The sequence below is a fragment of the Porticoccus litoralis genome (assembly GCF_030676955.1).
Classification (GTDB): Bacteria; Pseudomonadota; Gammaproteobacteria; order Pseudomonadales; family Porticoccaceae; genus Porticoccus; species Porticoccus litoralis.
This window is the reverse complement of sequence record NZ_JAUUUU010000003.1, coordinates 220203-244318: the sequence shown is the minus strand read 5'-3', so window position 1 is coordinate 244318 and position 24116 is coordinate 220203. Positions and strand designations below refer to the sequence as shown.

Genomic DNA, 24116 nt, shown 5'->3' with positions numbered 1-24116 from the left:
AGCATTACTGGTCCGCACCACGCAACGCCATCACCTTTGCTCGCAAAGTCTCCGCAGTGGCTGATTCCGGTGACAGCGGGGCGCTGGCCAGTACCGAAACCTGCCTCCAACCTGGTCGAAAGGGCTTGCGAAAGGCACCACCGTTACTGCGACTGAAAAAACTCCGCCACAAGCCCTTGAGGGCCATTGGCACTACCGGTACCGGATCCCGGGCCAATATACGTTCAATGCCCGGTTTGAACACGTCGATCTCGCCATCCCCGGTCAGTTTGCCCTCCGGGAACAGACACAACAACTGCCCCTGCTTCAGAGCATCTGAAATACTCTGCATGGCCTGCTCGTAAGCTTGGGGATCTTCCTTTTGAGAACAGATGGGAATCGCACCGCCGGTGCGAAAAATAAAATTCAGTACCGGCAACTCATAAATGGGTTTGTACATGATAAAGCGGATGGGCCTACGCACCGCGCCCGCCAGTAACAGGGCATCCACATAACTGACATGATTACAGACAATGATCGCAGCGCCGCGGGGAGGAATCTGCTCAAGACCACTGTGACTGACCCGGTAAAGGCTGTGCCCCATTAACCACACCAGAAAGCGCATGGTAAATTCTGGTACCTGTAAAAAAATAAACAGCGCCACGGCAATATTCATAAAGGCGACGGTCAGATAGAGCTCGGCGATACTGAATTTCGCGACGCCCAGAAAGAGAATGCCCAACACACTGGCCAGCACCATAAAGAAGGCATTGAGAATATTGTTGCTGCCGATAATACGCGCCCTTTTTTCCGGGGCGGTGCGGGCCTGAACCATCGCGTAAAGAGGGACGATATAAAGCCCTCCAAACAGACCCAGCAACAAAATGTCCACCATTACCCGCCAGCTGTCGCCACTAGCGAGAAACACCATGGGACTGACCACTGCGTCCACCTGATAGGACTCGGCCGCAAAGTACAGATCGATGCCCATCAGGCTCAAACCCAGCGCCCCGAGGGGCACCAGGCCAATTTCCACCCGAGGCCCACTGAGTTTGTCACACAACATGGAACCCATGGCCACACCGACCGTAAAGGCCGACAGCACCAGGGCAATAACCCCCGGCTCACCCTTCAGCACGGTCTTGGTGAAATTCGGCATTTGGGTCAGGTAGGTCGCCCCCAACATCCAGAACCAGGAGATGCCCAGTATGGCCAGAAATACCGTCTGCTTCTCTGTCGCCAGGCGAATCAGCTGCCAGCTGACACGGGGGATATTCCAATCAATTTTCAATCCCTTGGCCCACGGTTCTGCCAATGGGATCTTCCGGCTGCTCAACCACCCCACAAGCGCAACTACCAGAACCACTCCCCCAGCAAGCCACTGCACCTGGGCTGAACCCCCAATCAGGGAGCCGACAATGGTACCAATGAGTATGGCCACAAAGGTGCCCATACCCACCCTGGCATTGCCAGCAATCAGCTCATCATTGCCCAGGTGCTGCGGCAGAATGGCGTACTTGACCGGACCAAAAAAAGCCGACTGGGTGCCCATGAAAAATAGAACCGCCAACAGCAGCCAGAGCATACCCAAATAGAACGCCAGGGCTCCCACCAACATGATGATAATTTCGGCAAATTTGATGGCGCGAATGATACGGGATTTTTCGAACTTGTCTGCCAGCTGACCGGCCAGGGCAGAAAACAGAAAAAAGGGCAGGATAAATAACCCGGCAGCGAGATTTACCACCGTGTTTACCTGTTCGGCACTGACAATGCTGGCACTGACAATCATCACCAGCAGGGCGTTTTTAAACAGATTATCGTTGAGGGCACCGAAAAACTGTGTCAGAAACAGGGGCAAAAAGCGTTTTGACGCCAGCAAGTCCGCGGTCTTTATTCCCTTCACTGTGTGTCCCCAGGCCAGCAAAACTGCATCTTGACGCTGTGCAGAGCATTATTCAATGACATTGCCCGCATTGCCCCCGGCAACCATAATGGAAATCTCAAGGCAGGAATCTGTATGAAATATTGGTTTTTAACGCTCGTCATTCTCATGCCACTGTTGGGGCTGGCAGAGGAAGAACGCCCACGGTTTTGCCAGACATTTAACCTATACCTGGAGAATGACATGTTTGGCGAAACCGATCGCCACTATACCAATGGCATCCGCTTATCCTGCATCTCCGCCGACCTGACATCCTACCTGGAAGATCCCAGCCTGCCGGCATGGGTAAAAGAAACCAACCGCAGACTGCGTTTTTTTCATGGGCTGAAAGATCAGCAGGAACTGGAGCGCAACCTGGTCATCAGTCTCGGGCAAACCATGTTTACCCCATCCGACAAATACGCCAGCGAACTCATCGAGGATGACCGGCCCTATGCGGGCTTCCTGTATCTCGGCTTTGCCTACCATATTCGCGACGAGGAGCAACTGGACAGCCTGGAAATGAACCTCGGCATGGTGGGCCCAGCCTCGCTGGCAGAAAATGCCCAGGACCTGGTTCACGATATTCGCAATATCGATAAATTCAATGGCTGGGACAACCAGCTTGAAAACGAACTGGGATTACAGCTGGTTTACGAGCACAAGCACCGCTTTAAGCTCACCCACCAATGGCCCCACCAGGACTTCATCGCCCACAGCGGTGTCAGCCTTGGCAATATCGCCACCTATCTCAATCTGGGTGGGGAATACCGCATTGGCTGGCAATTACCCGAGGATTTTGGCACGGCCTCACTGCGCCCCGGCGGTGATAACAGCTCCCCCGGCAGGGGTGATGCCCGGTACTGCCAGCGCCTGATCTGTGGTCTACACGCATTCATTTCTTTTGATACCCGCCTGGTAGCCAGAGATATTTTTCTGGACGGTAATACCTTTGAGAGCAGCCACAGCGTTGACCGTCGACCCGTGGTTTCCGATGCCGCCATCGGTTTCAGTTTCCTGGTGGATGGCTGGAAAATCTCTTACGCCAAGGTTTTCCGCACCCGTGAATTTGAGGAACAGCAGGACCCCCATGAATACGGTTCGCTGTCGATCTCCTATTCCTTCTAGCATCGCCAGTTACCGCCCTTGATATGAGCAGGTAAAGCCCACTATCGACCCGGCGGGGTGCTAAAATCCGCCCCATGGAACACACACCACTTTTTTTGCCACCCCTTGCGCTCTACGTTCACATTCCCTGGTGTGTGCGCAAATGCCCCTATTGTGATTTCAACTCCCATGCCGCCGGGGAATCTCTCCCCGAAGAAGCCTATGTGCAGGCCCTGATTCGCGATCTTGATAGCGAGCAACCCTATGCCCAGGGCCGCCGCCTGACATCCATCTTTTTCGGGGGCGGCACGCCCAGCCTTTTTTCCGCAGAAAGCATCGGTCGCATCATTCAGGCCGCCCGGCGGCGTATTGGCTTTGAGGATGCTATCGAAATCACCCTGGAAGCCAACCCCGGTACATTTGAGCAGGAAAAATTCAGCGCCTTTCACAGTGTCGGCGTTAATCGGCTGTCCATTGGTGTTCAAAGTTTTAACGATCTCCACCTGCAACGACTGGGTCGTATTCACAGTGCAGAGCAGGCGATCAACGCGGTCGGCATGGCTCGGCAGGCCGGATTCGAGAATTTCAACCTGGACCTGATGCATGGCTTGCCCGGGCAGACCGAATCTGAAGCACTTAACGACCTGCAACAGGCCATTGAATTACAGCCCACTCATATATCCTGGTATCAGTTAACCATTGAGCAGAATACGGAATTTTATCGACACCCTCCGACGCTGCCTGAAGAAGATATCCTGGAAAATATTTATGAAAAGGGTCTAGAAAAATTACAAAGCAGAAATTATTTTCAATATGAAATATCGGCTTTTTGTCGAGACAATAAAAAATCTGTTCACAATGTCAATTATTGGGCTTTTGGCGACTATATAGGGATAGGTGCAGGGGCACATGGAAAAATCACACTGCCTGATGAACAACGAATTATTCGCCTCTCAAAAACGCGCCACCCTTCAGATTATTTAGGCAGGGAAAATTCTTTTATTGCCAAATGTAATAATATTTCGACAGACGAATTACCGCTGGAATTCATGATGAACGCCCTGCGCCTAACTGACGGTGTAGAAAGAGAATTTTATCCAGATAGAACAGGCACTGCATTCAGCCATATTGAACAGAAATACCACGAACTTATTGCCATGGGATTAATCGAAAATAATCCTGAAAAAATATGCACCACAAAAAAAGGTCATCGATTTCTTAATTCTGTTTTAGAAAAATTGTCCTGACAATCTAACAGCAACTTCCCGATATTTTTTTATTACTGTCAAATGGCAAATCTGTTCCGCAATTTTTAAAAATACCCCTATGACTTTCAAAATTTCCGAAAAACTTAAAATGATTTTTAAATCGGGTTTCATTTAACATGCGATAGCTGTTACCACACACGGGAAAAGGTTTTCCTGTCTCTATAATATGATGCTTGTCCAGCATAAATAATTCTGGCGCATTGGGAATGGTGCCGAGGTATGTCACAGACTGTCCGTAATCTTCGCAGGCGGGTTCCAACTGATCGAGTTTAAACAGGCGATAGGTGGCGGAATAAAACTGCATATCACCAATTTTCTGCGGATGTCATCACTATTAACTGCCAATGGGCGATCTTCCACTAGGCGCGGGTCGGCAAAGCCCACTGCTTTGGCCAACTGCACAAAGTCATTCCAGTACAGTGCACCCGCAAGGCATTCGCCATAGAGCACAGGATCATGGCTTAAGGACTCAGGCACTCGGCGATCCGCATACACATCGGAAAAATATAGTTCACCGCCCGGCTTAAGCAATCGGTGGGCCTGTTCAAGTACCGCCCGCTTGTCCGGAGACAGGTTGATCACACAATTGGAGACGATGACATCAAAACTGTTGTCTTCGAGACCCAATTCATCGAGCTTTTCGATATAGCCTTTGATAAAGCGCACATTGGGCCGGGAAAACCCGAATGCCTGGCGGTGGAACTCGATGTGCCGGTTGGCCACCGCCAGCTGTTCGTCCGTCATGTCCACGCCCACCACGTCGCCCTGTTCGCCGACCATAGCGGACAGCACATAACAGTCCTGCCCTGAGCCGCTGCCCAAGTCCAGAATCCGCAAACCATCCAGCAGCTGGGGAGCCACCAGGCCGCAGCCATAGTATTTACCTGTAACCTCCGGGTGTATTTTCGCCATGATCGGCTTTAGGTGCTGGGGAACACTGTCCACCGTGCAGCAGGCATCTGTTTTCAGATCCGCCGAGCTCTGCAGCTCTTTGCCGTAATAATCTTTAACCGTGTCGTACATCGTTCTTCCAGTACCACCTGTAAGGGCGGAGTTGTTGTTAATGGCGCTGCCAGCGATGGAATTTTTCAACCCAGCGCAATAATCGCTCTGGGCTATGGGCCTTCTGCCAGTTACCCGCTGCAAATTTGTTGGCTTCACTCATGGTTGGGTAACTGTGTATGGTACCGAGAATTTTTTTCAGGCCAATCCCCTGCTTCATGGCCAGCACCAGTTCGGCAATCAGTTCGCCCGCATGGGCGCCAACAATGCAGGCACCAAGAATGCGATCCTTGCCCGGCATCGTGAGCACTTTCACAAAACCACTGGCACTGTTTTCTGCCATCGCTCGATCCAGGTCATCCAACCCATAGCGGGTAACTTCATACTCAATGCCCTGCTCCCTGGCCATTTTTTCCGTCAAGCCGACCTGTGCGATTTCCGGGTCTGTAAATGTCACCCGCGGCATCACCCGGTAATCCACCTTGAATTTTTTAAAGCGACCAAACAGTGCATTCACTGTTGCATACCAGGCTTGGTGGGCAGCGGCATGGGTAAATTGATAGGGTCCGGCAACGTCGCCACAGGCATAGATATTTGGAAATCGGGTGCGAAGGTATTCATCCACCACCAATGTGCCATCCGGGTTACGCTCGATCTCCAGCTTTTCCAGCCCCATATTCCCGGTGCGGGCCTGCCGACCCAGCGCAACCAGAACCTGATCAAACACGATTTCACGGCGATTACCGTCTGAGTCTGTGGCCAGTGCCACCTGCTCGCCGCCACGGGTATCGAATTCTCCAATCCGGTATCCGAGCAATACCTCCACACCCTCATCCTGTAAAACTGCCAACACCTGCTGGGCGGCATCTTCATCCTCACGTGGCAGAAGGTGCGGACCAACCAGCGTCACCCTGGCGCCAAGGCGTTGCATCGCCTGTGCCAGCTCACAACCAATGGGGCCAGCACCCATAACGAGTAGATGTTGCGGCAATGCCTCCAACTCCCAGATGGTTTCGGAAGTCAGATAATTGATCTGGTCCAGACCGGGAATTTGCGGAATACGAGGGCTCGCACCAGAGGCAATAATAATATTTGCTGTGGTAATGACCTGACCATTGACCATCACCTCCCAGGGTGAACAGATGCTGGCGTCGCCCTGAACACAGTCCACTCCCAGGGAGGAATAGCGCTCAATAGAGTCATGGGGTTCTACTTGTCGTATCACTTTTTTTACCCGGCCCATGACCCGGGCGAAGTCGACACTAGGGGTGCCGACATCAATCCCGAACGCTGCCGCACGCTGAATCTCTTTTACCGCGCGGGAGGCACGTATCAGGGACTTGCTGGGCACACAGCCGGTATTCAGGCAGTCACCACCCATGCGTTGTTTTTCAATCAGTGTGACCCCCGACTTCAGAGCAGAGGCGATATATGCGCTCACCAAGCCGGCGCTACCCGCACCGATGACCGCCAGGTTGCGATCGAAGTTGGCCGGACGTGTATAACCGCGGTAAGCCCGACGGCGCTTGATGGCATCCAGCAGCGCACGAGCCACATAGGGGAACATCGCCAACAACAAAAAGGACAGCAACAGGCCCGGTGTCAGAATAGAGGCTGCCGACAACTCTTCTATGGAGCCAATTTCAGCGCCGGCATTCACATAGACAATGGTGCCCGCCAGCATCCCCAACTGGCTGACCCAGTAGAAGCGCCATACGGGGATGGGCATCAGCCCCATCACCAGGTTGATCACCCAGAAGGGTATGACCGGTATCAGCCTCAGGGAAAACAGGTAGAAAGCACCGTCTTTCTCAATGCCACGGTTGACCACACCGAGGTAGCGGCTGAAACGAGCCTGTACCCAGTCACGCAACAACAGCCGCGACACTACAAATGCCAGTGTGGCGCCAAGCGAACTGGCGAAGGACACCAGCAGCACGCCCGTCCAGAGTCCGAAGATCATACCGCCAATCACTGTCAGCAGTGCCGCCCCCGGCAGTGAAAAGCCGGTGGCTACCACATAGATGACAAAATAGACCGCCGCCGTCAGTCTCGGCTGCTCGGCATAGAGTGCCTGATAAAAGTGAGGATGCAGATATTGCTGACCATCTAAAAGCAGGTAAGCCGCCACAACCAGGGCTATAACTATCAGGATGGCTATTTTTTTTATGGGCATGAATTGTCCAGGGTTTTATGTTTTTCAGTCTGCTTAGAGGCTGTAATGACATTAGGGTTCAGTATGACCGTCATTCCCCTATCGGGAAGCAACGTCATAAAAATGTCAAAGAAGTGTCATATAAGAGACAGAAAATAACGCTTTTCGCCCGGACGCTTTCCTATGGACAATGTGACTCAGCCGCAGAACCATTCTGTACAGGAGCCAAACGTGGACGCTAACAAGCCGGATCTCAACAGCGCCAACTTTTTCATCAACCGTCATATCAGCATGATGCAGTTTAACCTGCGGATTCTTGAACAGGCGCTCAATGAAGAGTACCCGCTGCTGGAGCGGTTCCTGTTTCTGATGATTTTCAACAGCAACATGGATGAGTTTTTCGAAATCCGCCTGGCGGGTCTCAAGCGTCAGATCAGCTTTTCCCGGGAAACTGTCAGCATTGACGGCATGCGCCCCAAGGATGTGCTGGACACCCTGAGCGAACAGTGCAAATTAGCTACTGAGAAGCAATACCAGATCCTCAACGAGGTTCTGTTGCCGGCACTCCAGTCCCAGAAAATCCGTGTACTCAACCGGCAAAGCTGGAGCCCGGAAATTGCCAACTGGGCAGAAGATTACTTTCGCCACCAGGTAATGCCCGTTATCAGCCCGATCGGACTGGACCCGGCACACCCGTTTCCCCGCCTTGTGAACAAGAGTCTCAATTTTATTGTGTCGTTGGAGGGCAAAGATGCCTTTGGACGGGATAGCGGCATGGCCATCGTGCCAGCTCCACGCTCCCTGCCCCGGCTGGTTCGCGTGCCCGACGAACTCTGTGACGACGGCGATAATTTTGTCCTGTTGTCTTCCCTGATGCACGCCCATATCGACGACCTTTTTAACGGCATGACGGCTACCGGTTGCTACCAGTTCCGCATCACCCGGGATGCCGACCTGGATCTCAATGCCGCAGAGGTTGAAGACATTGCCCGGGCGTTGCGCGGGGAGTTGCATTCGCGTCGCTTTGGCAGCGCTGTGCGGCTCGAGGTCGACAAGCACTGTCCGGAGGAGCTGATCAGCTTTCTGCTGGATCAGTACAACCTGACCGAGAATGAACTCTACCAGGTCGATGGCCCCGTGAATCTCGGTCGCATGATGCAATTGCGACAAATGTTGAATCGCAGCGAATTAGTATTTCCCAGTTTTATCCCGTCAATCCCCAAATCACTGCGCGGCTCCGATCACAACATTCTCGACTCGGTGAGAAAAGAAGACATTCTCCTCTATCACCCGTTTCAGTCATTTACACCGATCATTGACCTATTGCGCCAGGCAGCCAAAGACGCCGATGTACTTTCCATCAAAATGACACTGTATCGGACCGGTTCCTCGTCGGAAGTGGTGGATGCATTGGCAGAAGCCGCCCGGGCCGGGAAAGAAGTCACCGTGGTGATTGAGCTACGCGCACGGTTTGATGAAGAGGATAACCTGCAGCTGGCAACACACCTGCAGGAAGCCGGGGCAGTGGTCACCTATGGGGTGGTGGGCTATAAAACCCACGCCAAGGCTCTGCTGATTGTGCGACGGGAAAACCAACAACTGCGCCGCTACGTGCACCTTGGAACCGGCAATTACCACGCTGGAAACGCTCGCCTCTATACCGACTACAGCCTGTTAAGTGCCGACCCTGACCTCAGTAATGATGTACACAAGATTTTTCAACAGCTCACCGGCATGGGCAAAGCGGAACGCATCAAAACACTCTTCAGCGCCCCTTTCACCCTGAAGAAAAACCTGCTGAGACTGATTGAAGAAGAAGCGGAAGCTGCCCGTCAGGGCAAAGAGGCCCATATCATCATCAAGGTCAATGCCCTGACAGAACCGAAAGTTATCACCTCGCTTTACGAAGCGAGCATGGCCGGCGTACAAATTGATTTGATTATCCGCGGCATGTGCTGCCTGCGCCCCGGCCTGGAAGGGGTTTCAGAAAACATTCGCGTACGCTCAATTGTTGGCCGTTTTCTGGAACATTCCCGGGTTTACTATTTCCACAATGCCACGCCGAGAATCTACTGTGCCAGCGCCGATGTCATGGAGCGCAACCTGATGCACCGGGTAGAAATCTGCTTTCCGATTCTGAGTGGTCGCCTGCAGGCGAGAATCCGCAGCGACCTGCAAAGTTACTTACAGGACAACTGCCAGAGTTGGGAAATGCAATCGGATGGCAGCTACCTTCTCAACCAGCCCGAAAAAAACCAGCCGAGACTGTCTGCACAAATGGAATTGCTCAGCAAACTGACCGACTGACAGCTCCTGTCAGATTCCATTGAAGCGCAGCTGGAAGCCAATTTTTTTCAGCACCTGGCGCTCGGCAGACAATGCATCGCTGGTCAGGGGGTGACGCTCCAGCCAGCCTTCATCAAAACCGAGCACGATCTCGGAGCCCTGAACCGTGGTGGAAAAGAGCGGCTCCCCTTCCACGGCAGTCACGTATTTGAACACAGCCGCCAGGCGCATGATCGCGCAAAGCTTTTTCAGATACAGTACTTGTGCCTTATCAAGGCCGACTAGGTTTTCCGTCGGGAATTTCTGGCGGTGACTGCGCACCAGTAGTGCCAATATCCACTGCATCTGCTTGCTGAAGCCAGGCAGATCCGAATGCTCAATCAGATACTGCCCATGCTTGTGGAACTGTGTGTGCGCCACACTCAACCCGACCTCGTGTAAACGGGATGCCCATCGCAACAGGTCCCTATCCGTCTCAGTTAGATGCCATTCCTGCGCCGCTTTCTCAAACAGCAGCATGGCCATAGACTCCACCTGGTCGGCATTCTGCTGATCCACTTCCGCACGGCGCATCAGGGAAGAGACGGTTCGCTCCCGAACATCCTCATGGACTTCGCGGCCCATCATTTCGTAGATCACCCCTTCCCGCAGTGCGCCGGGCGAGGTGTTCATATGTGCCACCCCCAAGGCATCGAAAACGCCACAGATAATCGCCACACCGGGCACAATCACGCCGCGCCTCCGCTCACTCAGACCTGGCAGATCCGTCAGTTCATCAATATGGTTATGGGACAACAGAAACTTGCGCAGGCCCGTCAGGCAGGAAGCATCGAAACCCTCCGCTGACCAACCCTGTTGCATCAGAATTGCTTCGACACTGCGCATAGTGCCGGAAGAACCGACCGCGTTGTCCCAACCATGCTGTTTATAGGCTTTGCGGATCAACAACACTTCCTGATACGCCGCCTGGTAGGCCTTGGCAAAGCGTTTTTCGGAAATTTTTCCGCCCGGAAAAAAACGGTCACGATAAGTCACACAACCCATGTGCAGACTCTCGCGCAGCTTCGATTCAAAACGCTGCCCGATCACAAACTCCGTACTGCCGCCGCCAATATCCACTACCAGCCGCGAATTGTCGTCATCGGCAAGGGTATGAGCCACACCCAGATAGACAAGCCGCGCCTCCTCTCGACCGGAGATGACTTCTACCGGAAAACCGATCAGTGCCTCCGCTGGCTTGATAAACGCTTTGGCATTCTTGGCTGCACGCAGGGCATTGGTGCCCACAATCCTCACGGCCGAGGGTTGCAGTTTTTCAATCACCTGGCGAAAACGGGCAAGACAATTGAGGCCGCGCTCGATAGCGTCTTCAGCGAGTCGATTGGATTTCATGCCAGCGGCCAGCTGGACCCGCTCCCCGAACCGTTCAATCGGGCGCATTTCGCCGTGGGCTACACGGGCCACTATCATGTGAAAGCTGTTGGACCCTAGATCAATGGCCGCCAACGTATGGCCGCTATCTGAAATATTATTCACGAATTACCTTTGCGGGTTTCTTTGTCCACCAGGCATTTGTTACTCGCCTTATGCGGGTGGTATGATTTCACAAATTCTACCCCCTAATCCTTTAATACACATTAATCTGGAGAATTCCATGAGCGACAACATCGTTCACATTACCGACGGCAGCTTTGCCAGCGAAGTGCTGGATGTCAGCACCCCGGTACTGGTCGACTTCTGGGCTGCCTGGTGTGGTCCCTGCAAAATGATTGCACCCATTCTGGACGAACTGGCAGATGAATACGCTGGCAGAGTAAAAATCTGCAAAATGGATGTGGATTCCAACCAGGAAACCCCTGCCAAGTTTAATGTTCGTGGTATTCCGACGCTGATCCTGTTCAAGGACGGCAATATTGAGGCCACCAAGGTCGGCGCACTGTCGAAAACACAGCTCGTAGAGTTTATTGACGCAAGCCTTTAATAAAACCGTTGCGGTGGTAGCGTTTACCACCGCAACAGTTATTGCGCTTTAATCTGGCCCCGCCTATACTGCATCTCAACCACGTCGATGTCCTTCGACGAGAAAAAACAACTAAACTAATAATTCCGGCAAGCCCTTCCAGGACACCAGCTCATTTCTCGACCGGCAATCAGCCTGTCCAAATCCCTACAATTACCATGTCAGTATTTATGAACTTAACCGAACTCAAAACCAAACCCATTGATGAACTTTTAGAAATTGCCCAAGGCATTGGCCTCGACAATCTCGCCCGCTCCCGCAAACAGGATGTCATTTTCAGCATCCTCAAACGACATGCCAAAAGCGGCGAAGATATCTACGGCGATGGGGTACTCGAAATTCTACCCGATGGTTTTGGGTTCTTGAGATCAGCAGACAGCTCTTACCTGGCCGGGCCAGATGACATCTACGTCTCCCCCAGTCAGATTCGCCGCTTCAACCTGCGTACCGGCGACAGTATTTCCGGAAAAATCCGGCCCCCGAAGGAGGGAGAGCGTTACTTTGCGATGCTCAAGCTGGATGAAATCAATTTTGAAAAGCCGGAAAACGCCCGCAACAAGATCCTGTTTGAAAACCTGACCCCACTGTTCCCTGACGAGCGACTGGTACTGGAAGCGGGCAACGGCTCTACCGAAGACCTCACCGGACGCATCATCGACCTGATTTCCCCCATCGGCAAAGGCCAGCGTGGCCTGATTGTGGCACCGCCCAAAGCCGGTAAAACCATCCTCATGCAGCACACCGCGCAGGCTATCATCCGCAACAACCCCGAGTGCTACATCATCGTACTGCTGATCGATGAGCGTCCCGAGGAAGTGACCGAGATGCAACGCTCTGTGCGTGGCGAAGTGATCGCCTCCACCTTTGATGAACCCCCGGCCCGCCACGTGCAAGTTGCTGACATGGTGATAGAAAAAGCCAAGCGCCTGGTGGAACACAAGAAGGATGTGGTGATTCTGCTCGATTCCATCACCCGCCTGGCGCGCGCATACAACACTGTGCAACCCTCCTCAGGCAAGGTGCTGACAGGTGGTGTGGATGCCCACGCCCTGGAGCGTCCAAAACGCTTTTTTGGGGCCGCACGTAATATCGAGCAGGGTGGCAGCCTGACCATTATTGCCACCGCACTGGTGGAAACCGGCTCCAAAATGGACGAAGTGATCTATGAGGAGTTCAAGGGCACCGGTAACATGGAGCTGCACCTGGACCGCAAGGTAGCGGAAAAACGCGTTTACCCGGCTATCAATATCCGCCGCTCCGGCACTCGCCGTGAAGACCTGCTGATGGGTGAGGAAGAGCTGCAACGGGTATGGATTCTGCGCAAGCTCCTGCATGGCATGGAAGACGCGGATGCTATCGAGTTCCTGATCGACAAGCTGAAAGACTCCAAAACCAACGACGAATTCTTTATGTCGATGAAGCGCAAATAAGCACCGTTACTTCAACAAAAAAGCCCGGCAGATGCCGGGCTTTTTTATGGGCTGAACTGCGACCTATTTAAATGCACAGCCTGTCTCAATGCCCACTCTTTTCAACAGAATCGCCATGGGACAAAACCCTGTGAATGACGCCTGGAACATATTGATTCCCACAAAGGCGGTAAACCACAGCCAGTACATAGAGTGCAGCTGGCTGAGCAGCAGACTTGCCAGAACAAACAAGCCGGCAATGCGAAACACCAGTCGATCAACGTTCATAGCAACCACTCCTGTTACTTCAATTTTTCAATGCCCATCATCTTGAGAATAAATTTCTCATGGATGGGGTCCGTATCACCCTTACGCACTTTGCGCATGAAGTACTTTTCAAAGCCGATTTTCGCCAGGTGCACCCATTTCCCTTTTTTCGCCCAGGTAACGTTGCGCGGCGGGATTTGCGGAAGCGCAACAAAGGCCATGCCGGTGTCCCCCATGTCCGCCAGACAGATGGCATTCCAGGTGGCCTCTGCCACCGGTTGCTCTCCGGCAATACAGGATCGGATGTTTTTCACCGTGGCGGCCACCATGGACTCGATCATATAACCGGTTTTCGGTACGCCAGTGGGAACGGGCGTAACTTTCTGGGGTGCGATGGCGACACAAACGCCAACAGCATAGATATTCGGGTAGGTAGGATTGCGCTGCTGGTCGTCAACAAGGACAAAACCCCGAGGGTTGACCAGGCCCTCCACACGCATGACCGCTACAATGCCGGTAAAGGCTGGCAGGATCATGGAATATTTGAAGGGCAACTCATGGCGTTTGATTTCCTCGCCATCATTGTTGTGTTCCGCCACGATCATGGAGCCGTCTTCAATCTTCACAATCTTGGCATTGGTAATCCAGTCGATATGGCGATCGCGAAACTCGCTTTCCATCAAGCTCTTGGAGTCACCCACACCGTCCAACCCCATATGACCCACATAGGGTTCAGAGGTGATATAGGTAATAGGCACTTTGTGGCGCAGCTTGCGCTTGCGAAGATCCGCATCAACGATAAAAGAGAACTCATAGGCTGGGCCAAAGCAAGAGGCCATCTGCGCAGCGCCAATAACCACAGGGCCGGGCTCCTTGATAAATTCCTCCCACTTTTCCCGTGCGGTCACTGCGTGGTCCACATGACACACAGACTCGGTATAGCCGTTCACCGGGCCCAGGCCCTCGATTTCATCAAAGGCCAATCGCGGGCCAGTGGCAATGGCCAGGTAGTCATAATCCATCATTGAGCCGTCGTTCAGCTCTATCTGATTTTGTTGTGGGTGTACCTTTCTGACGCCCACTGGGGAAAAATCGATTTTTTTACGCTTCAGGCAGGGCTCGATCTCGATCACCACATCTTTGCGTTTGCGCCAATCCACAGCCACCCAGGGGTTTGACGGGACAAATTGAAACTCCGGGGAATCAGAAACCACCATGATGTCATTCTCTGCCCCCAGCGCTTCACGCAGTTCATAGGCCAGCGATACACCGCCAATACCCGCCCCCATAATCACAATTTTAGCCATGACTCAGCCCTCGCTCAGTGAATCGTTAACCTTGCTTATCCACACCACAATAAATGCCATACATCGTTTCCAGTATGGCCGTTACATTCGGATTGGATAAACGATAGAACACGCGCTGCGCGTCACGGCGCGTAGTGACAATCTTTTCATCTCGCAACCTCGCCAGGTGCTGTGACAGGGCGGACTGGCTCAGTCCGGTCAGCGTTTCCAGCTCTGTGACGGTATGCTCCCTCGAGACCAACGCACAAAGCACCATCAAGCGAGACGGATTTGCCAACGATTTGAGCAGGGCAGACGCTTTGGTGGCATTTTCCTGCAACGTTTCCAAATCCATGCTTTTATTCATAAACAGCTCTTGGCAGACAACAATATATTAGTTGACTCTAATATAAGCAAAAACTAATATATTAGTCAACCGAAGTCTGTGATGAAGTGGCAACTGGCGAGGAAGTAGAACCACTATGATGAAAAATCTCTGTGCAGGAATGGTGCATCTGGCACTGAACCGTTCCAAATGGGTGGCCTGGTTTATGACACTGACCACCCTGCTGGTTATCGCTGTGGCCGCAGTCCCCTCCATATGGCCGGAGAAATTTCAGCAGTTTCACCACATCACTGTCGATACGGATCCAGAGAACATGCTATCTCAGGATGAGCCAGTGAGAGTGTTTCACCACGAGGCCAAGGAGCGCTTCGATCTCAACGATATGGTCGTCGTCGGCATCGTGAATAATCGACACCCCATGGGGGTGTTCAACGCTGCTTCGCTTAGCCGCGTTTATGAACTGACGGAGTTTGCCAAACGCCTGCAATGGGACGGCGAAGGCGTGATAAGTATTGACCTTATCGCGCCTTCCACCGTCGACAATATCGAACAGGGGGGGCTAGGCAGCGTCAATTTCTCCTGGCTAATGCCTACTGCTCCGGCTGATGACATTGCTGCCCAGCAGGTGCTTGAGCGGGCCAAACGCATTCCTTTCCTGGAAGGGACTCTGGTTTCCGAAGACGGTCAGGCACTGGCACTGTACCTGCCGATTACCAAAAAAGAACTGTCCTATCGCATTCGTTCTGAGCTGCTGGAATTTACTAAGAATTGGGCCGAGCACGGCGATGAGGTACATATCACCGGCCTGCCCGTGGCCGAAGATACCTTTGGCGTGGAAATGTTTATCCAGATGGCCATCTCTGCACCGCTGGCGATGCTGGTGATCTTCCTGTTGCTGTGGTGGTTTTTCAAGAAACTGATTCTGGTGGTATCACCGATGATCATCGCCATGGTCAGCTCCCTGGTAACCATGGGGCTGCTCATTGCCACCGGCAATACCATCCACATCATGAGCTCCATGATTCCGATCTTTATCATGCCCATTGCGGTGCTAGATGCGGTGCATATCCTGTCCGAGTTTTTTGACCGCTACCCGATCCACAAGGACCGGCGCAAAGCCATTGAAGAGGTGATGACCACCCTGTTTTCACCCATGCTGTTCACCACCCTGACCACCATGGCTGGTTTCGGCTCGCTGATGCTGACCCCAATTCCCCCGGTGCAAGTCTTCGGACTGTTTATTGCTATCGGTGTTTTCCTGGCCTGGCTGTGGACAATGCTCTTTATCCCGGCATATATCATGCTCATCGATGAAAAGCGCCTGGAGGGATACGGTCATCATGTTGGTGAGGAAGACCACAGCATGCTGGGGCGGACACTTACCGCTGCCGGCAGACTGACCACACACCGCCCCCGAATCATCCTGCTGTTCACACTCGCCGCCGTGGTGGTCGCCGGTTACGGCATCAGCAAAATTGTGGTCAATGACAACCCCACCCGCTGGTTCGAAGCGCAACACCCGATCCGGGTCGCCGACCGGGTGCTGAACGATCACTTTGGTGGCACCTATATGGCCTACCTGGAACTGTCCGCACCGGATCAGGCTGGCACTGTGGACAAGCAAACTCTGTTACAGCAACTGGGAGAACGCCAGGCAGCGGGTGAAGCTTCGGGCAACACTGCCGCACCCTACCAACAATTTGCCGCAGCCATTGAGCAGGCAGATGCCAGCACTGCTGACAGTTTTATGGATGTGTTGGCCGAGCGCGCAGAACAGGGCCTGGCCAGTGCCAGCGATGACGACTACTACAGCTGGGACGACATCCAACTGTTTCTGGAAGAGCAGCAGCAACGCAAGGAGCTATTTAAACAGCCCGAGGCCCTTCGCTGGATGGAAGATCTGCAGGCACACCTGCTGGACAACCCCAAAGTGGGCAAGGTCAACTCCCTGACAGATGTGGTGAAAACCGTCTACCGGGAACTGCAACTGGGAGAACAATCACAGTTCCGCATTCCGGACAGTGCCAACGCTGTGGCCCAGACACTGATCACCTATCAGAATAGTCACCGTCCCCACGATCTGTGGCACTTTGTCACCCCCGATTACCGCCGCACCGTACTGTGGCTGCAATTAAGCAGTGGTGACAACAAGGACATGGAAGCCGTGGTGCAAAGCCTGAATGACTTCCTGACCAACAATCCGCCGCCAGTAGCTATCGACAGCCAATGGTTTGGGCTCACCTATATCAACGTAGTCTGGCAGGGCAAGATGGTGTCCGGGATGCTAGAAGCCTTCCTCGGTTCATTTCTGGTGGTACTGGTGATGATGATTGTGTTGTTCCGCTCACTGATACTCGGCGTGCTGGCGATGATTCCACTAGCCGTTACCGTAGGCCTGATCTACGGCATTATCGGCCTGATCGGCAAGGACTATGATATGCCGGTGGCGGTATTAAGCGCTCTCAGTCTCGGCCTGGCGGTGGATTATGCGATTCACTTTTTGGCCCGCTCGCGCTCACTGGTTGAAGAGGCCGGTAGCTGGCAGGCGGCTGTCCCCTTGGTGTTCGGCGAGCCGGCACGGGCCATCTCCCGCAATGCCATTATTCTTGGTGCAGGGTTCCTGCCTTTATTAGCCGCGCCACTGGTGCCCTATCAGACGGTAGGTTTATTTATCGCCTCGATTATTCTTTGCGCCGGTGCCGCTACATTGCTGATTCTGCCAGCCATCCTGACACTGATGAAAAAACTGATTTTCAAGGTAGAGGAGTAACGCCATGAAACTGAACAGAACCCTTTCCCTTGCCATAGCCCCGGCGATTGGCCTGTTTGCTTCACTATGGCTTTCAGGAACCATCGCGGCAGACACCCCCAGTGTTGACGAGATCGTTCACCGCACCAACCAGACCGCCTACTACCAAGGCAAGGACGGCCGCGCCCAGGTGCTGATGAGTATCACCGACAAGCAGGGCCGCGAGCGGGAACGCCGCTTTACTATCCTGCGCCGGGATGTTTCCGACAGCGATGACATCGCCGGTGAAGCCTACAACGGCGACCAGCAATTTTACGTGTTCTTCCAGCGCCCTGCGGACGTCAACAAAATGGCCTTCCTGGTTTGGAAGCATCTGGATCGCGACGATGACCGCTGGCTTTACCTGCCCGCCCTGGACCTGGTGAAACGCATTGCCGCCTCCGACCAGCGCACCAGCTTTGTGGGTTCCGACTACTTTTATGAAGATGTCAGCGGTCGCGATATCAACGCCGACAGTCACGAGCTTGTGGAGATGACCGACAACTACTATGTGCTGAAACACACCCCCAAGGATCCGGACAGTGTGGAGTTTTCCCACTACGTGATGTATGTGCACAAGACCAGTTTCATTCCGGTGCAGACAGAGTACTTTGACAAGAATGGCGAGAAATACCGGGTGGCCACGGCACTGGGTGTCGATAATATCGACGGCTATCCCACTGTCACCAAGGCCAGTATGGAAGACCTGCGCAGTGGCAGTAAAACCCTGATGACATACAGTTCGGTCACCTACAATGTTGATTTGCCGGAAGAGATTTTCAGTGAACGCTATCTGCGCCGGGCACCGGTGAAATACCTGCGTTAACCGGAAACGTCATTGATGAAAAGCGCGCTCCTCACCCTGCTGTTCTCCGGCACCATGCTCACCGTCCTGTCGGCGACGGCAGAGCCACCCCTACCCGGTGGGCTTGAGCCAAGCGTACCGACAAAGCAAGCACCGACATCAAGTGGGCCTGCCCTACCCAGCGGACTGGGACTCCCCGGCAGCGCTGCCCCGGAACCCTCACTCCCCTCAGGATTGGGCGATGACACCAGCTTCATAAATACTGAGAAAAGCTACAGCCCCTTCTCCGTGTACGGTTTTGCCGAGGCTCGAGTCGGCCAGCGGACCCACGACGACGAACATCAACGGAACACCTCAATCGGCGAGGGGCGAGCACAGCTGACCCTCGACTATGCCGGGGAAACAGTTACCGCCCGCGTTACAGGCGATGTCCTGTTTGACGACGTGCAGCGAGATGAATCGGTGCAGCTCGACCGCGGTCGCGGCCCGTTCGACCTGCGGGAAGCCTGGTTTCAGATGCCCGTCAACCAGCACCTGGATGTGAAAGCCGGGCGCCAGATTCTTACCTGGGGGGTCGGGGACCTGCTGTTTATCAACGACCTGTTTCCCAAAGACTGGAACAGCTTCTTCAGCGGCCGGGATACCGAGTACCTGAAAGCCCCATCGGATGCTGTGAAGCTGGCTTTCTATTTTGAGCCCGCCAATCTGGATGTGGTATATGTGCCAGAATTCGACAGCGATCGCTTTATCGATGGCCGCCGCATCTCCTTCTATAACCCGCTGATCGGCGATCATACCGGCCGCGACATGCCGGTGAACCCTGACTTTCCCCATGGCCGGGAACTGGCACTGCGACTCTACAAAAATCTGGCAGGCGCTGAAGTGGCTTTTTACGGCTACGATGGCTATTGGAAAAGCCCCAACGGTTTCGATCCCTTCAAGGGCCAGAATACCTTCCCGGAACTGCGGGTATGGGGCGCCAGTCTGCGCGGTAATCTGGGCAAGGGGATCGCCAGCGGCGAAGTGGGTTATTACGACTCCCGGGACGACCGCAACGGCGACAATCCGCTGATCAACAACAGCGAATCCCGGCTGCTGTTGGCCTACGAACAGGAGCTGGTACCCAACCTGACCGGGGCGCTGCAGTACTACGTGGAACGGCTCGAGGATTACGACAACTACCGGGACAGTCTTCCAGCGGGCATGCCCCAACGGGACAAATACCGGCAACTGCTGACCAACCGACTGACCTGGCTGACCCACAACCAGAATGTTACCTGGTCGCTATTTGTGTACTACTCCCCCACCGACAAGGACTGGTACGCCAGACCCAAGGTGAGCTGGAAAGCCTCCGATCAGTTACTGCTGGAAACTGGCTTCAACAGCTTTGGCGGCAGCGAGGAAACTACATTCTTCGGCCAGTTCGAGGAAGCGAGTAGTTTCTACGCGGCGATTCGCTATAGTTTCTAGCGACCTATTGATACCTCAAGGCGCCAGCCGGGAAATATTCCAGTCACCATTCTCAAATAAATACTGGAAGCGGTCGTGGAGGCGGTTTTCACCCCCCTGCCAGAATTCAAACTCCCTCGGCACTACCCGGAAACCGCCCCAGAAATCCGGCACCGGTACCTCACCGGCAGCAAATTTGTCCTTCATCTGTAGGAACTGGGTTTCCAGGGCCTGGCGGGAATTAATTCGGGAGCTCTGTTTTGATGCCCAGGCAGCTAATTGACTACCACGGGGGCGCTTAAGGAAATATTTCAGTACTTCTGTTTTAGTCAGTTTTTCTACCTGTCCACCAATGATCACCTGGCGGTCCATGCGCATCCAGGGAAATATCAGACAAACATTGGGGTTCCCCGCCATTTCTTTGGCCTTACGGCTACCGAGGTTGGTATAAAACAGAAATCCCTGTCGGTCGAATCCTTTCAGCAAAACCGTGCGCTGCCAAGGCTTGCCGCTGGCATCCACGGTGGCGAGGCACATCGCGGTCGGGTCAGACAAGTCCGACTGGGCAGCCTGCTCCATCCACAGGGCGAACTGATCAAAAGGGCAATCCTTTAAGGACTCCCGGTTCAGTCGGCCATATTGGTATTCCCGACGGGTATCTTCCAGCGACATAGTTTAAGCTCCGGTCAAGGCGGTATTTTAGCCGCCACCCCCAGCGGCTGTCCCCTTGCCATCTGCTCCTTTCGATTAACAGATTTGGCAAAAAAACAAAGAGATGCTATTCCAGACCCTCCAGCATAAAATATTGAACCAGGTTATTTATTCCCCGGAGAGCAGAAAATGCCCCGAAAGAAACACCTGACGGTTGCGGTATGTCTGTTTTACTGTCCGCTACTGTACTGCAATCACGAAGGTTTTATTACTGAAGATGATTTATTAGGTGATTTGCCGGCGGTAACCTCCGCCTCGCGGATGTCACAACCACTGTCCCACGTTCCCGCCAGCGTTACCATTATCGATCAGAAAATGATCAAGGCATCTGGCGCACTGTCCTGGGTGGATATTTTTCGACTGGTTCCCGGTTTCGAATCCTACTCCATCAATGGTAACCGTTACGGTATCTCCACCCACGGCTATGGCCGTGAGTTTCCCAATCATCTGGAAATCATGGTAGATGGCCGGTCTATCTATGACCCAATCTTTGCCACCATTGAGTGGGGTTCGCTGGGCATCAGCCTGGACGACATCGACCACATTGAAGTTGTCCGCGGTTCCAATGCCCCGGCCTACGGCTCCAATGCGTTTCTCGGTGCGGTGAATATTATTACCCGCAAACCGGTACAGGATCAGGGCTTGCATGTGAGCGCCACCAGCGGCGAGCGAAGTACGCGGAACAGCAATATTCGTTATAGCGGGTCTACAGGCAAGCTGGATTACCGAGCCAGCCTTGATTACGAGCACAATGAAGGCTTCCCCTCCGTCAGCTCCGGGGATGATCTGGGCCCCATGGAAGACGGAAAGGAAAAAATCGCACTGACCCTCCGCGGTATGTATACACCGAATATCAGCGATACCTTTGATGCCCAGGTCGGTTTCAGCCATAGCAATATGGGCTGGGGAGACGCCGACCACCCTGATGAATATTCTCGGGTTAACTTTAAAAACCAGTTCCAGTCATTGAAGTGGAACCGTGACCTGAACGCCACCGACTACCTCCAGATGCACTTCTTCCGCAATAAAATCGAAGGAGAGAACTATGTAAACCTGGGGCTGGTTTCCGATCTGCTCTCGGATGCGTTGAATACCACCATTACGCCAGCGCAGGTTCCAGCATTCTTTCAGATGATTGACCCTGGATTGAACATTCAGGACCAGAGCTATATCACGGGCTTTCGCGGCATTGAGTCCGAACGCTACGATATTGAACTGGAACACCACCTGCAACTCACCAATAGCTTGCGCACCACTTGGGGCGCAGGCATTCGCTATGACCGTATCGAGGGCGAATCGGTGCTGGGCCATGATGACCAGTCTTCCCTCACCAGCCGCCGCCTGTTCAGCCATATGGAATGGCGGCCATCCCGCTACTGGACGTTGAACGCTGGCCTGACAGTAGAAGATAACAGCATTGTCGATACCATCGGTTCGGGCCGTATCGGCATCAACTACCACCTCAATGAGTTCAATACATTCAGAGTAGGTTATGCCCTGGGCAAACGTTCACCCTCTCTGGCTGAGGCCAAGGAATTCAATGCCGACATTCTGGATCAGCAGATTCTGGTCACCGCCGTCCGCAGAACGTCGGAAAATATTGAAGAGGAGCGTCTGCGCAGTTACGAGCTGGGCTACCTCGCCCAATATCCCTCCATGGGAATCACCTTTGATGTGCGCCTGTTCCGCGAGGAAATTCGCGATGGCCTGGAAAACTACCAGGAACCCGTCAACCTCGGTATTCCGGTGTTGTTTCCCGACGAACGGTTTGCCGTGCGGGACAACATCCTGGAATCGGACATGACCGGGGTGGAACTACAACTTCGCTATCAACCCTCAGACCGTACACTAATCAATGCACACTACGCCTACACGGATGTCGATAGCGGCTACGTGTTTACATACGACCCGGTACTTTCCACCAATGATCACAATGACCGGGTGCCCCGACACAAGGCCGGGTTACTGGTTCACCAGAGAATTGCCGGCGGCCTTTCAGGCAGCATCAACTTCTACCACATGACCGATGCCAACTGGCGAGATGGTAATGACGTAGACCAGTTTGTTCGCACGGACGCCGTGCTGGGTTACGACTTTCGCATCGGCAAAAGCTCAGGGAACCTGTCTCTGATTGCCCAGAATCTGGGGGACGACTACGAAGAACACGCCCGGAACAATGTGTTTGATACCCGTTATTTCCTAAAACTCACCATGGACTTTAATTAACTTTTCATTTTTTTAACGGTGTTCGATAATAATTGAATGTAGATTCAAAAATACAAACAAAGCCAAAGGAAGGGCATTGAGTTTCTATCAGCGAGTGCACCAAGCCACTAGAACACTCCTCAGCAGAGGAGTGTTGCTTTTTGTTTGTTTGCTGGGCCACTCGGCACAGGCGGAAGTGTTATTGCTGCTATCCAGTGATGCTCCCTATTACGGGGAAACCGCCGATAGCCTTCAAACTGCAGCTGGCGAGGATTCGGCAAACGCACTGACTTTCAGGGTGTTGACCCTACAAAGCCCAGAAGCAGATACGGCACTAACACAGACTTGGCAGCTGATTGTCGCCATCGGCAGTAAAGCCACCCAGCAAGTGCTGTCCGAACCGGGCAATTCCCCTGTGCTGAGTATTTTTACCCCCAAAAATGCATTCGAAAATATCAAGGTGCGTGAGGATGCCGGGAGCCCGAGGTCAGTTTCCGTCATTTACCTCGATCAGCCTCTGGAGCGCGTGGTTAATCTCGCCACCCGGCTGATGCCCGAGGCCAAACAGCTTGGCGCAGTTTTTGGTCCTATTTCAAAAACCTGGGAAGACGGACTTAAATCCTTGGCAAGCCAGCGAGGCATTGCCCTCAATAGCGCTCATTTAACACCTGAAGACAACCCCGTGGCCGTGTTGCGCCCGCTGGTCAGGGGCAGCGACCTGTTTATCGCCCTGCCTGATCATGCACCCCTGAACCGGGCCGTTGCCAAGTGGATTCTGCATCTGAGTTTTCAACAAAAGGTTCCAGTGATTGGCTTTTCCAAGGCATACACCAATGCCGGCGCACTGGCCTCCATTTACTCTTCACCTGAGGATATAGGTCGGCAGGCAGGTCAGTTTATTGTCGCCCGGCTAATTGAAGGTGATACCACGCTGCCGCAGGCACAATATCCCCGATACTTCACCATCAGCACCAATTTCACTGTCGCAGGATCGCTGGGTATCCATTTACCCCCAGACAATGAGTTGTACCGTAGTCTCGAACAACAAGAGACGACACTGCCATGAGCAAAAAATAACTGCTGAGCAAATCCATACATCAGCGCTTTCT

The 24116-nt window shown here is 53.4% G+C and carries 18 protein-coding genes; 10 read left to right on the top strand and 8 right to left on the bottom strand.

What is annotated here, in order from left to right; genetic code table 11:
- Nucleotides 1-4 precede the first annotated feature (4 nt).
- The gene (locus Q8A57_RS07650; RefSeq protein ID WP_305170419.1) at nucleotides 5-1885 is read right to left on the bottom strand and encodes an MFS transporter; all 1881 of its coding nucleotides are present in this window, start codon (nucleotides 1883-1885) and stop codon (nucleotides 5-7) included.
- Between the two features lie 114 nt (nucleotides 1886-1999).
- On the opposite strand from Q8A57_RS07650, the gene Q8A57_RS07645 reads away from it, so the two are divergent.
- Complete coding sequence (locus Q8A57_RS07645; RefSeq protein WP_305170417.1) at nucleotides 2000-3031, top strand: lipid A deacylase LpxR family protein; 1032 nt, start codon at nucleotides 2000-2002, stop codon at nucleotides 3029-3031.
- Nucleotides 3032-3105: 74 nt separating this feature from the next.
- Nucleotides 3106-4257 (top strand): radical SAM family heme chaperone HemW, encoded by a 1152-nt coding sequence (gene hemW / locus Q8A57_RS07640; protein ID WP_305170416.1) that lies wholly within the window; start codon nucleotides 3106-3108, stop codon nucleotides 4255-4257.
- Nucleotides 4258-4500: 243 nt separating this feature from the next.
- Here the strand turns inward: hemW and Q8A57_RS07635 are convergent, their stop codons facing one another.
- Both Q8A57_RS07635 and Q8A57_RS07630 read right to left on the bottom strand, forming a co-directional pair.
- Entirely contained in the window at nucleotides 4501-5301 is an 801-nt protein-coding gene (locus Q8A57_RS07635) for a methyltransferase domain-containing protein (protein ID WP_305170415.1), read from the bottom strand.
- Nucleotides 5302-5338: 37 nt separating this feature from the next.
- Complete coding sequence (locus tag Q8A57_RS07630; protein ID WP_305170414.1) at nucleotides 5339-7456, bottom strand: FAD-dependent oxidoreductase; 2118 nt, start codon at nucleotides 7454-7456, stop codon at nucleotides 5339-5341.
- A 210-nt stretch (nucleotides 7457-7666) separates the two neighbouring features.
- On the opposite strand from Q8A57_RS07630, the gene ppk1 reads away from it, so the two are divergent.
- Entirely contained in the window at nucleotides 7667-9742 is a 2076-nt protein-coding gene (ppk1, locus tag Q8A57_RS07625; protein ID WP_305170413.1) for a polyphosphate kinase 1, read from the top strand.
- A gap of 9 nt (nucleotides 9743-9751) precedes the next feature.
- Here the strand turns inward: ppk1 and ppx are convergent, their stop codons facing one another.
- A complete protein-coding gene (ppx, locus tag Q8A57_RS07620) occupies nucleotides 9752-11257 on the bottom strand; it encodes an exopolyphosphatase (protein WP_305170412.1) in 1506 nt (501 codons plus the stop codon).
- Between the two features lie 118 nt (nucleotides 11258-11375).
- Here ppx and trxA point away from each other — a divergent pair, with 118 nt between their 5' ends.
- Nucleotides 11376-11702 carry a thioredoxin TrxA gene (gene trxA / locus Q8A57_RS07615; protein ID WP_305170411.1) on the top strand — a complete coding sequence of 109 codons (327 nt, stop codon included), beginning with the start codon at nucleotides 11376-11378 and terminating at the stop codon, nucleotides 11700-11702.
- 209 nt (nucleotides 11703-11911) lie between these two features.
- Entirely contained in the window at nucleotides 11912-13171 is a 1260-nt protein-coding gene (gene rho, locus Q8A57_RS07610; RefSeq protein ID WP_305170410.1) for a transcription termination factor Rho, read from the top strand.
- A 63-nt stretch (nucleotides 13172-13234) separates the two neighbouring features.
- Here the strand turns inward: rho and Q8A57_RS07605 are convergent, their stop codons facing one another.
- Genes Q8A57_RS07605 through Q8A57_RS07595 form a run of 3 tightly spaced genes read right to left on the bottom strand, consistent with a single transcriptional unit; the run spans nucleotide 13235 to nucleotide 15070 of the window.
- On the bottom strand, nucleotides 13235-13438 hold the full coding sequence (locus Q8A57_RS07605; RefSeq protein WP_305170408.1) for a YgaP family membrane protein: 204 nt from the start codon (nucleotides 13436-13438) through the stop codon (nucleotides 13235-13237).
- Between the two features lie 14 nt (nucleotides 13439-13452).
- Nucleotides 13453-14724, bottom strand: a complete 1272-nt coding sequence (locus tag Q8A57_RS07600) for an NAD(P)/FAD-dependent oxidoreductase (protein ID WP_305170407.1) — start codon at nucleotides 14722-14724, stop codon at nucleotides 13453-13455.
- A gap of 25 nt (nucleotides 14725-14749) precedes the next feature.
- Nucleotides 14750-15070, bottom strand: a complete 321-nt coding sequence (locus Q8A57_RS07595) for an ArsR/SmtB family transcription factor (RefSeq protein WP_305170406.1) — start codon at nucleotides 15068-15070, stop codon at nucleotides 14750-14752.
- Nucleotides 15071-15185: 115 nt separating this feature from the next.
- Between Q8A57_RS07595 and Q8A57_RS07590 the strand changes: the two genes are divergently transcribed.
- From Q8A57_RS07590 to Q8A57_RS07580, 3 genes are read left to right on the top strand one after another with little or no spacing between them, the layout of a single operon-like run.
- Entirely contained in the window at nucleotides 15186-17819 is a 2634-nt protein-coding gene (locus Q8A57_RS07590) for an efflux RND transporter permease subunit (protein WP_305170405.1), read from the top strand.
- A 4-nt stretch (nucleotides 17820-17823) separates the two neighbouring features.
- Nucleotides 17824-18663: an outer membrane lipoprotein-sorting protein gene (locus tag Q8A57_RS07585; protein ID WP_305170404.1), complete on the top strand. Its 840-nt coding sequence runs from the start codon at nucleotides 17824-17826 to the stop codon at nucleotides 18661-18663.
- A gap of 15 nt (nucleotides 18664-18678) precedes the next feature.
- A complete protein-coding gene (locus Q8A57_RS07580; RefSeq protein WP_305170403.1) occupies nucleotides 18679-20112 on the top strand; it encodes a hypothetical protein in 1434 nt (477 codons plus the stop codon).
- A 15-nt stretch (nucleotides 20113-20127) separates the two neighbouring features.
- Here Q8A57_RS07580 and pdxH read toward each other — a convergent pair whose 3' ends face one another.
- Nucleotides 20128-20763, bottom strand: a complete 636-nt coding sequence (gene pdxH / locus Q8A57_RS07575; protein ID WP_305170401.1) for a pyridoxamine 5'-phosphate oxidase — start codon at nucleotides 20761-20763, stop codon at nucleotides 20128-20130.
- 168 nt (nucleotides 20764-20931) lie between these two features.
- On the opposite strand from pdxH, the gene Q8A57_RS07570 reads away from it, so the two are divergent.
- Both Q8A57_RS07570 and Q8A57_RS07565 read left to right on the top strand, forming a co-directional pair.
- Nucleotides 20932-23028, top strand: coding sequence for a TonB-dependent receptor plug domain-containing protein (locus Q8A57_RS07570; RefSeq protein ID WP_305170400.1), 2097 nt, complete (start codon nucleotides 20932-20934; stop codon nucleotides 23026-23028).
- Between the two features lie 130 nt (nucleotides 23029-23158).
- Nucleotides 23159-24073 (top strand): ABC transporter substrate-binding protein, encoded by a 915-nt coding sequence (locus tag Q8A57_RS07565; RefSeq protein ID WP_305170399.1) that lies wholly within the window; start codon nucleotides 23159-23161, stop codon nucleotides 24071-24073.
- The last annotated feature ends 43 nt before the right edge of the window (nucleotides 24074-24116 follow it).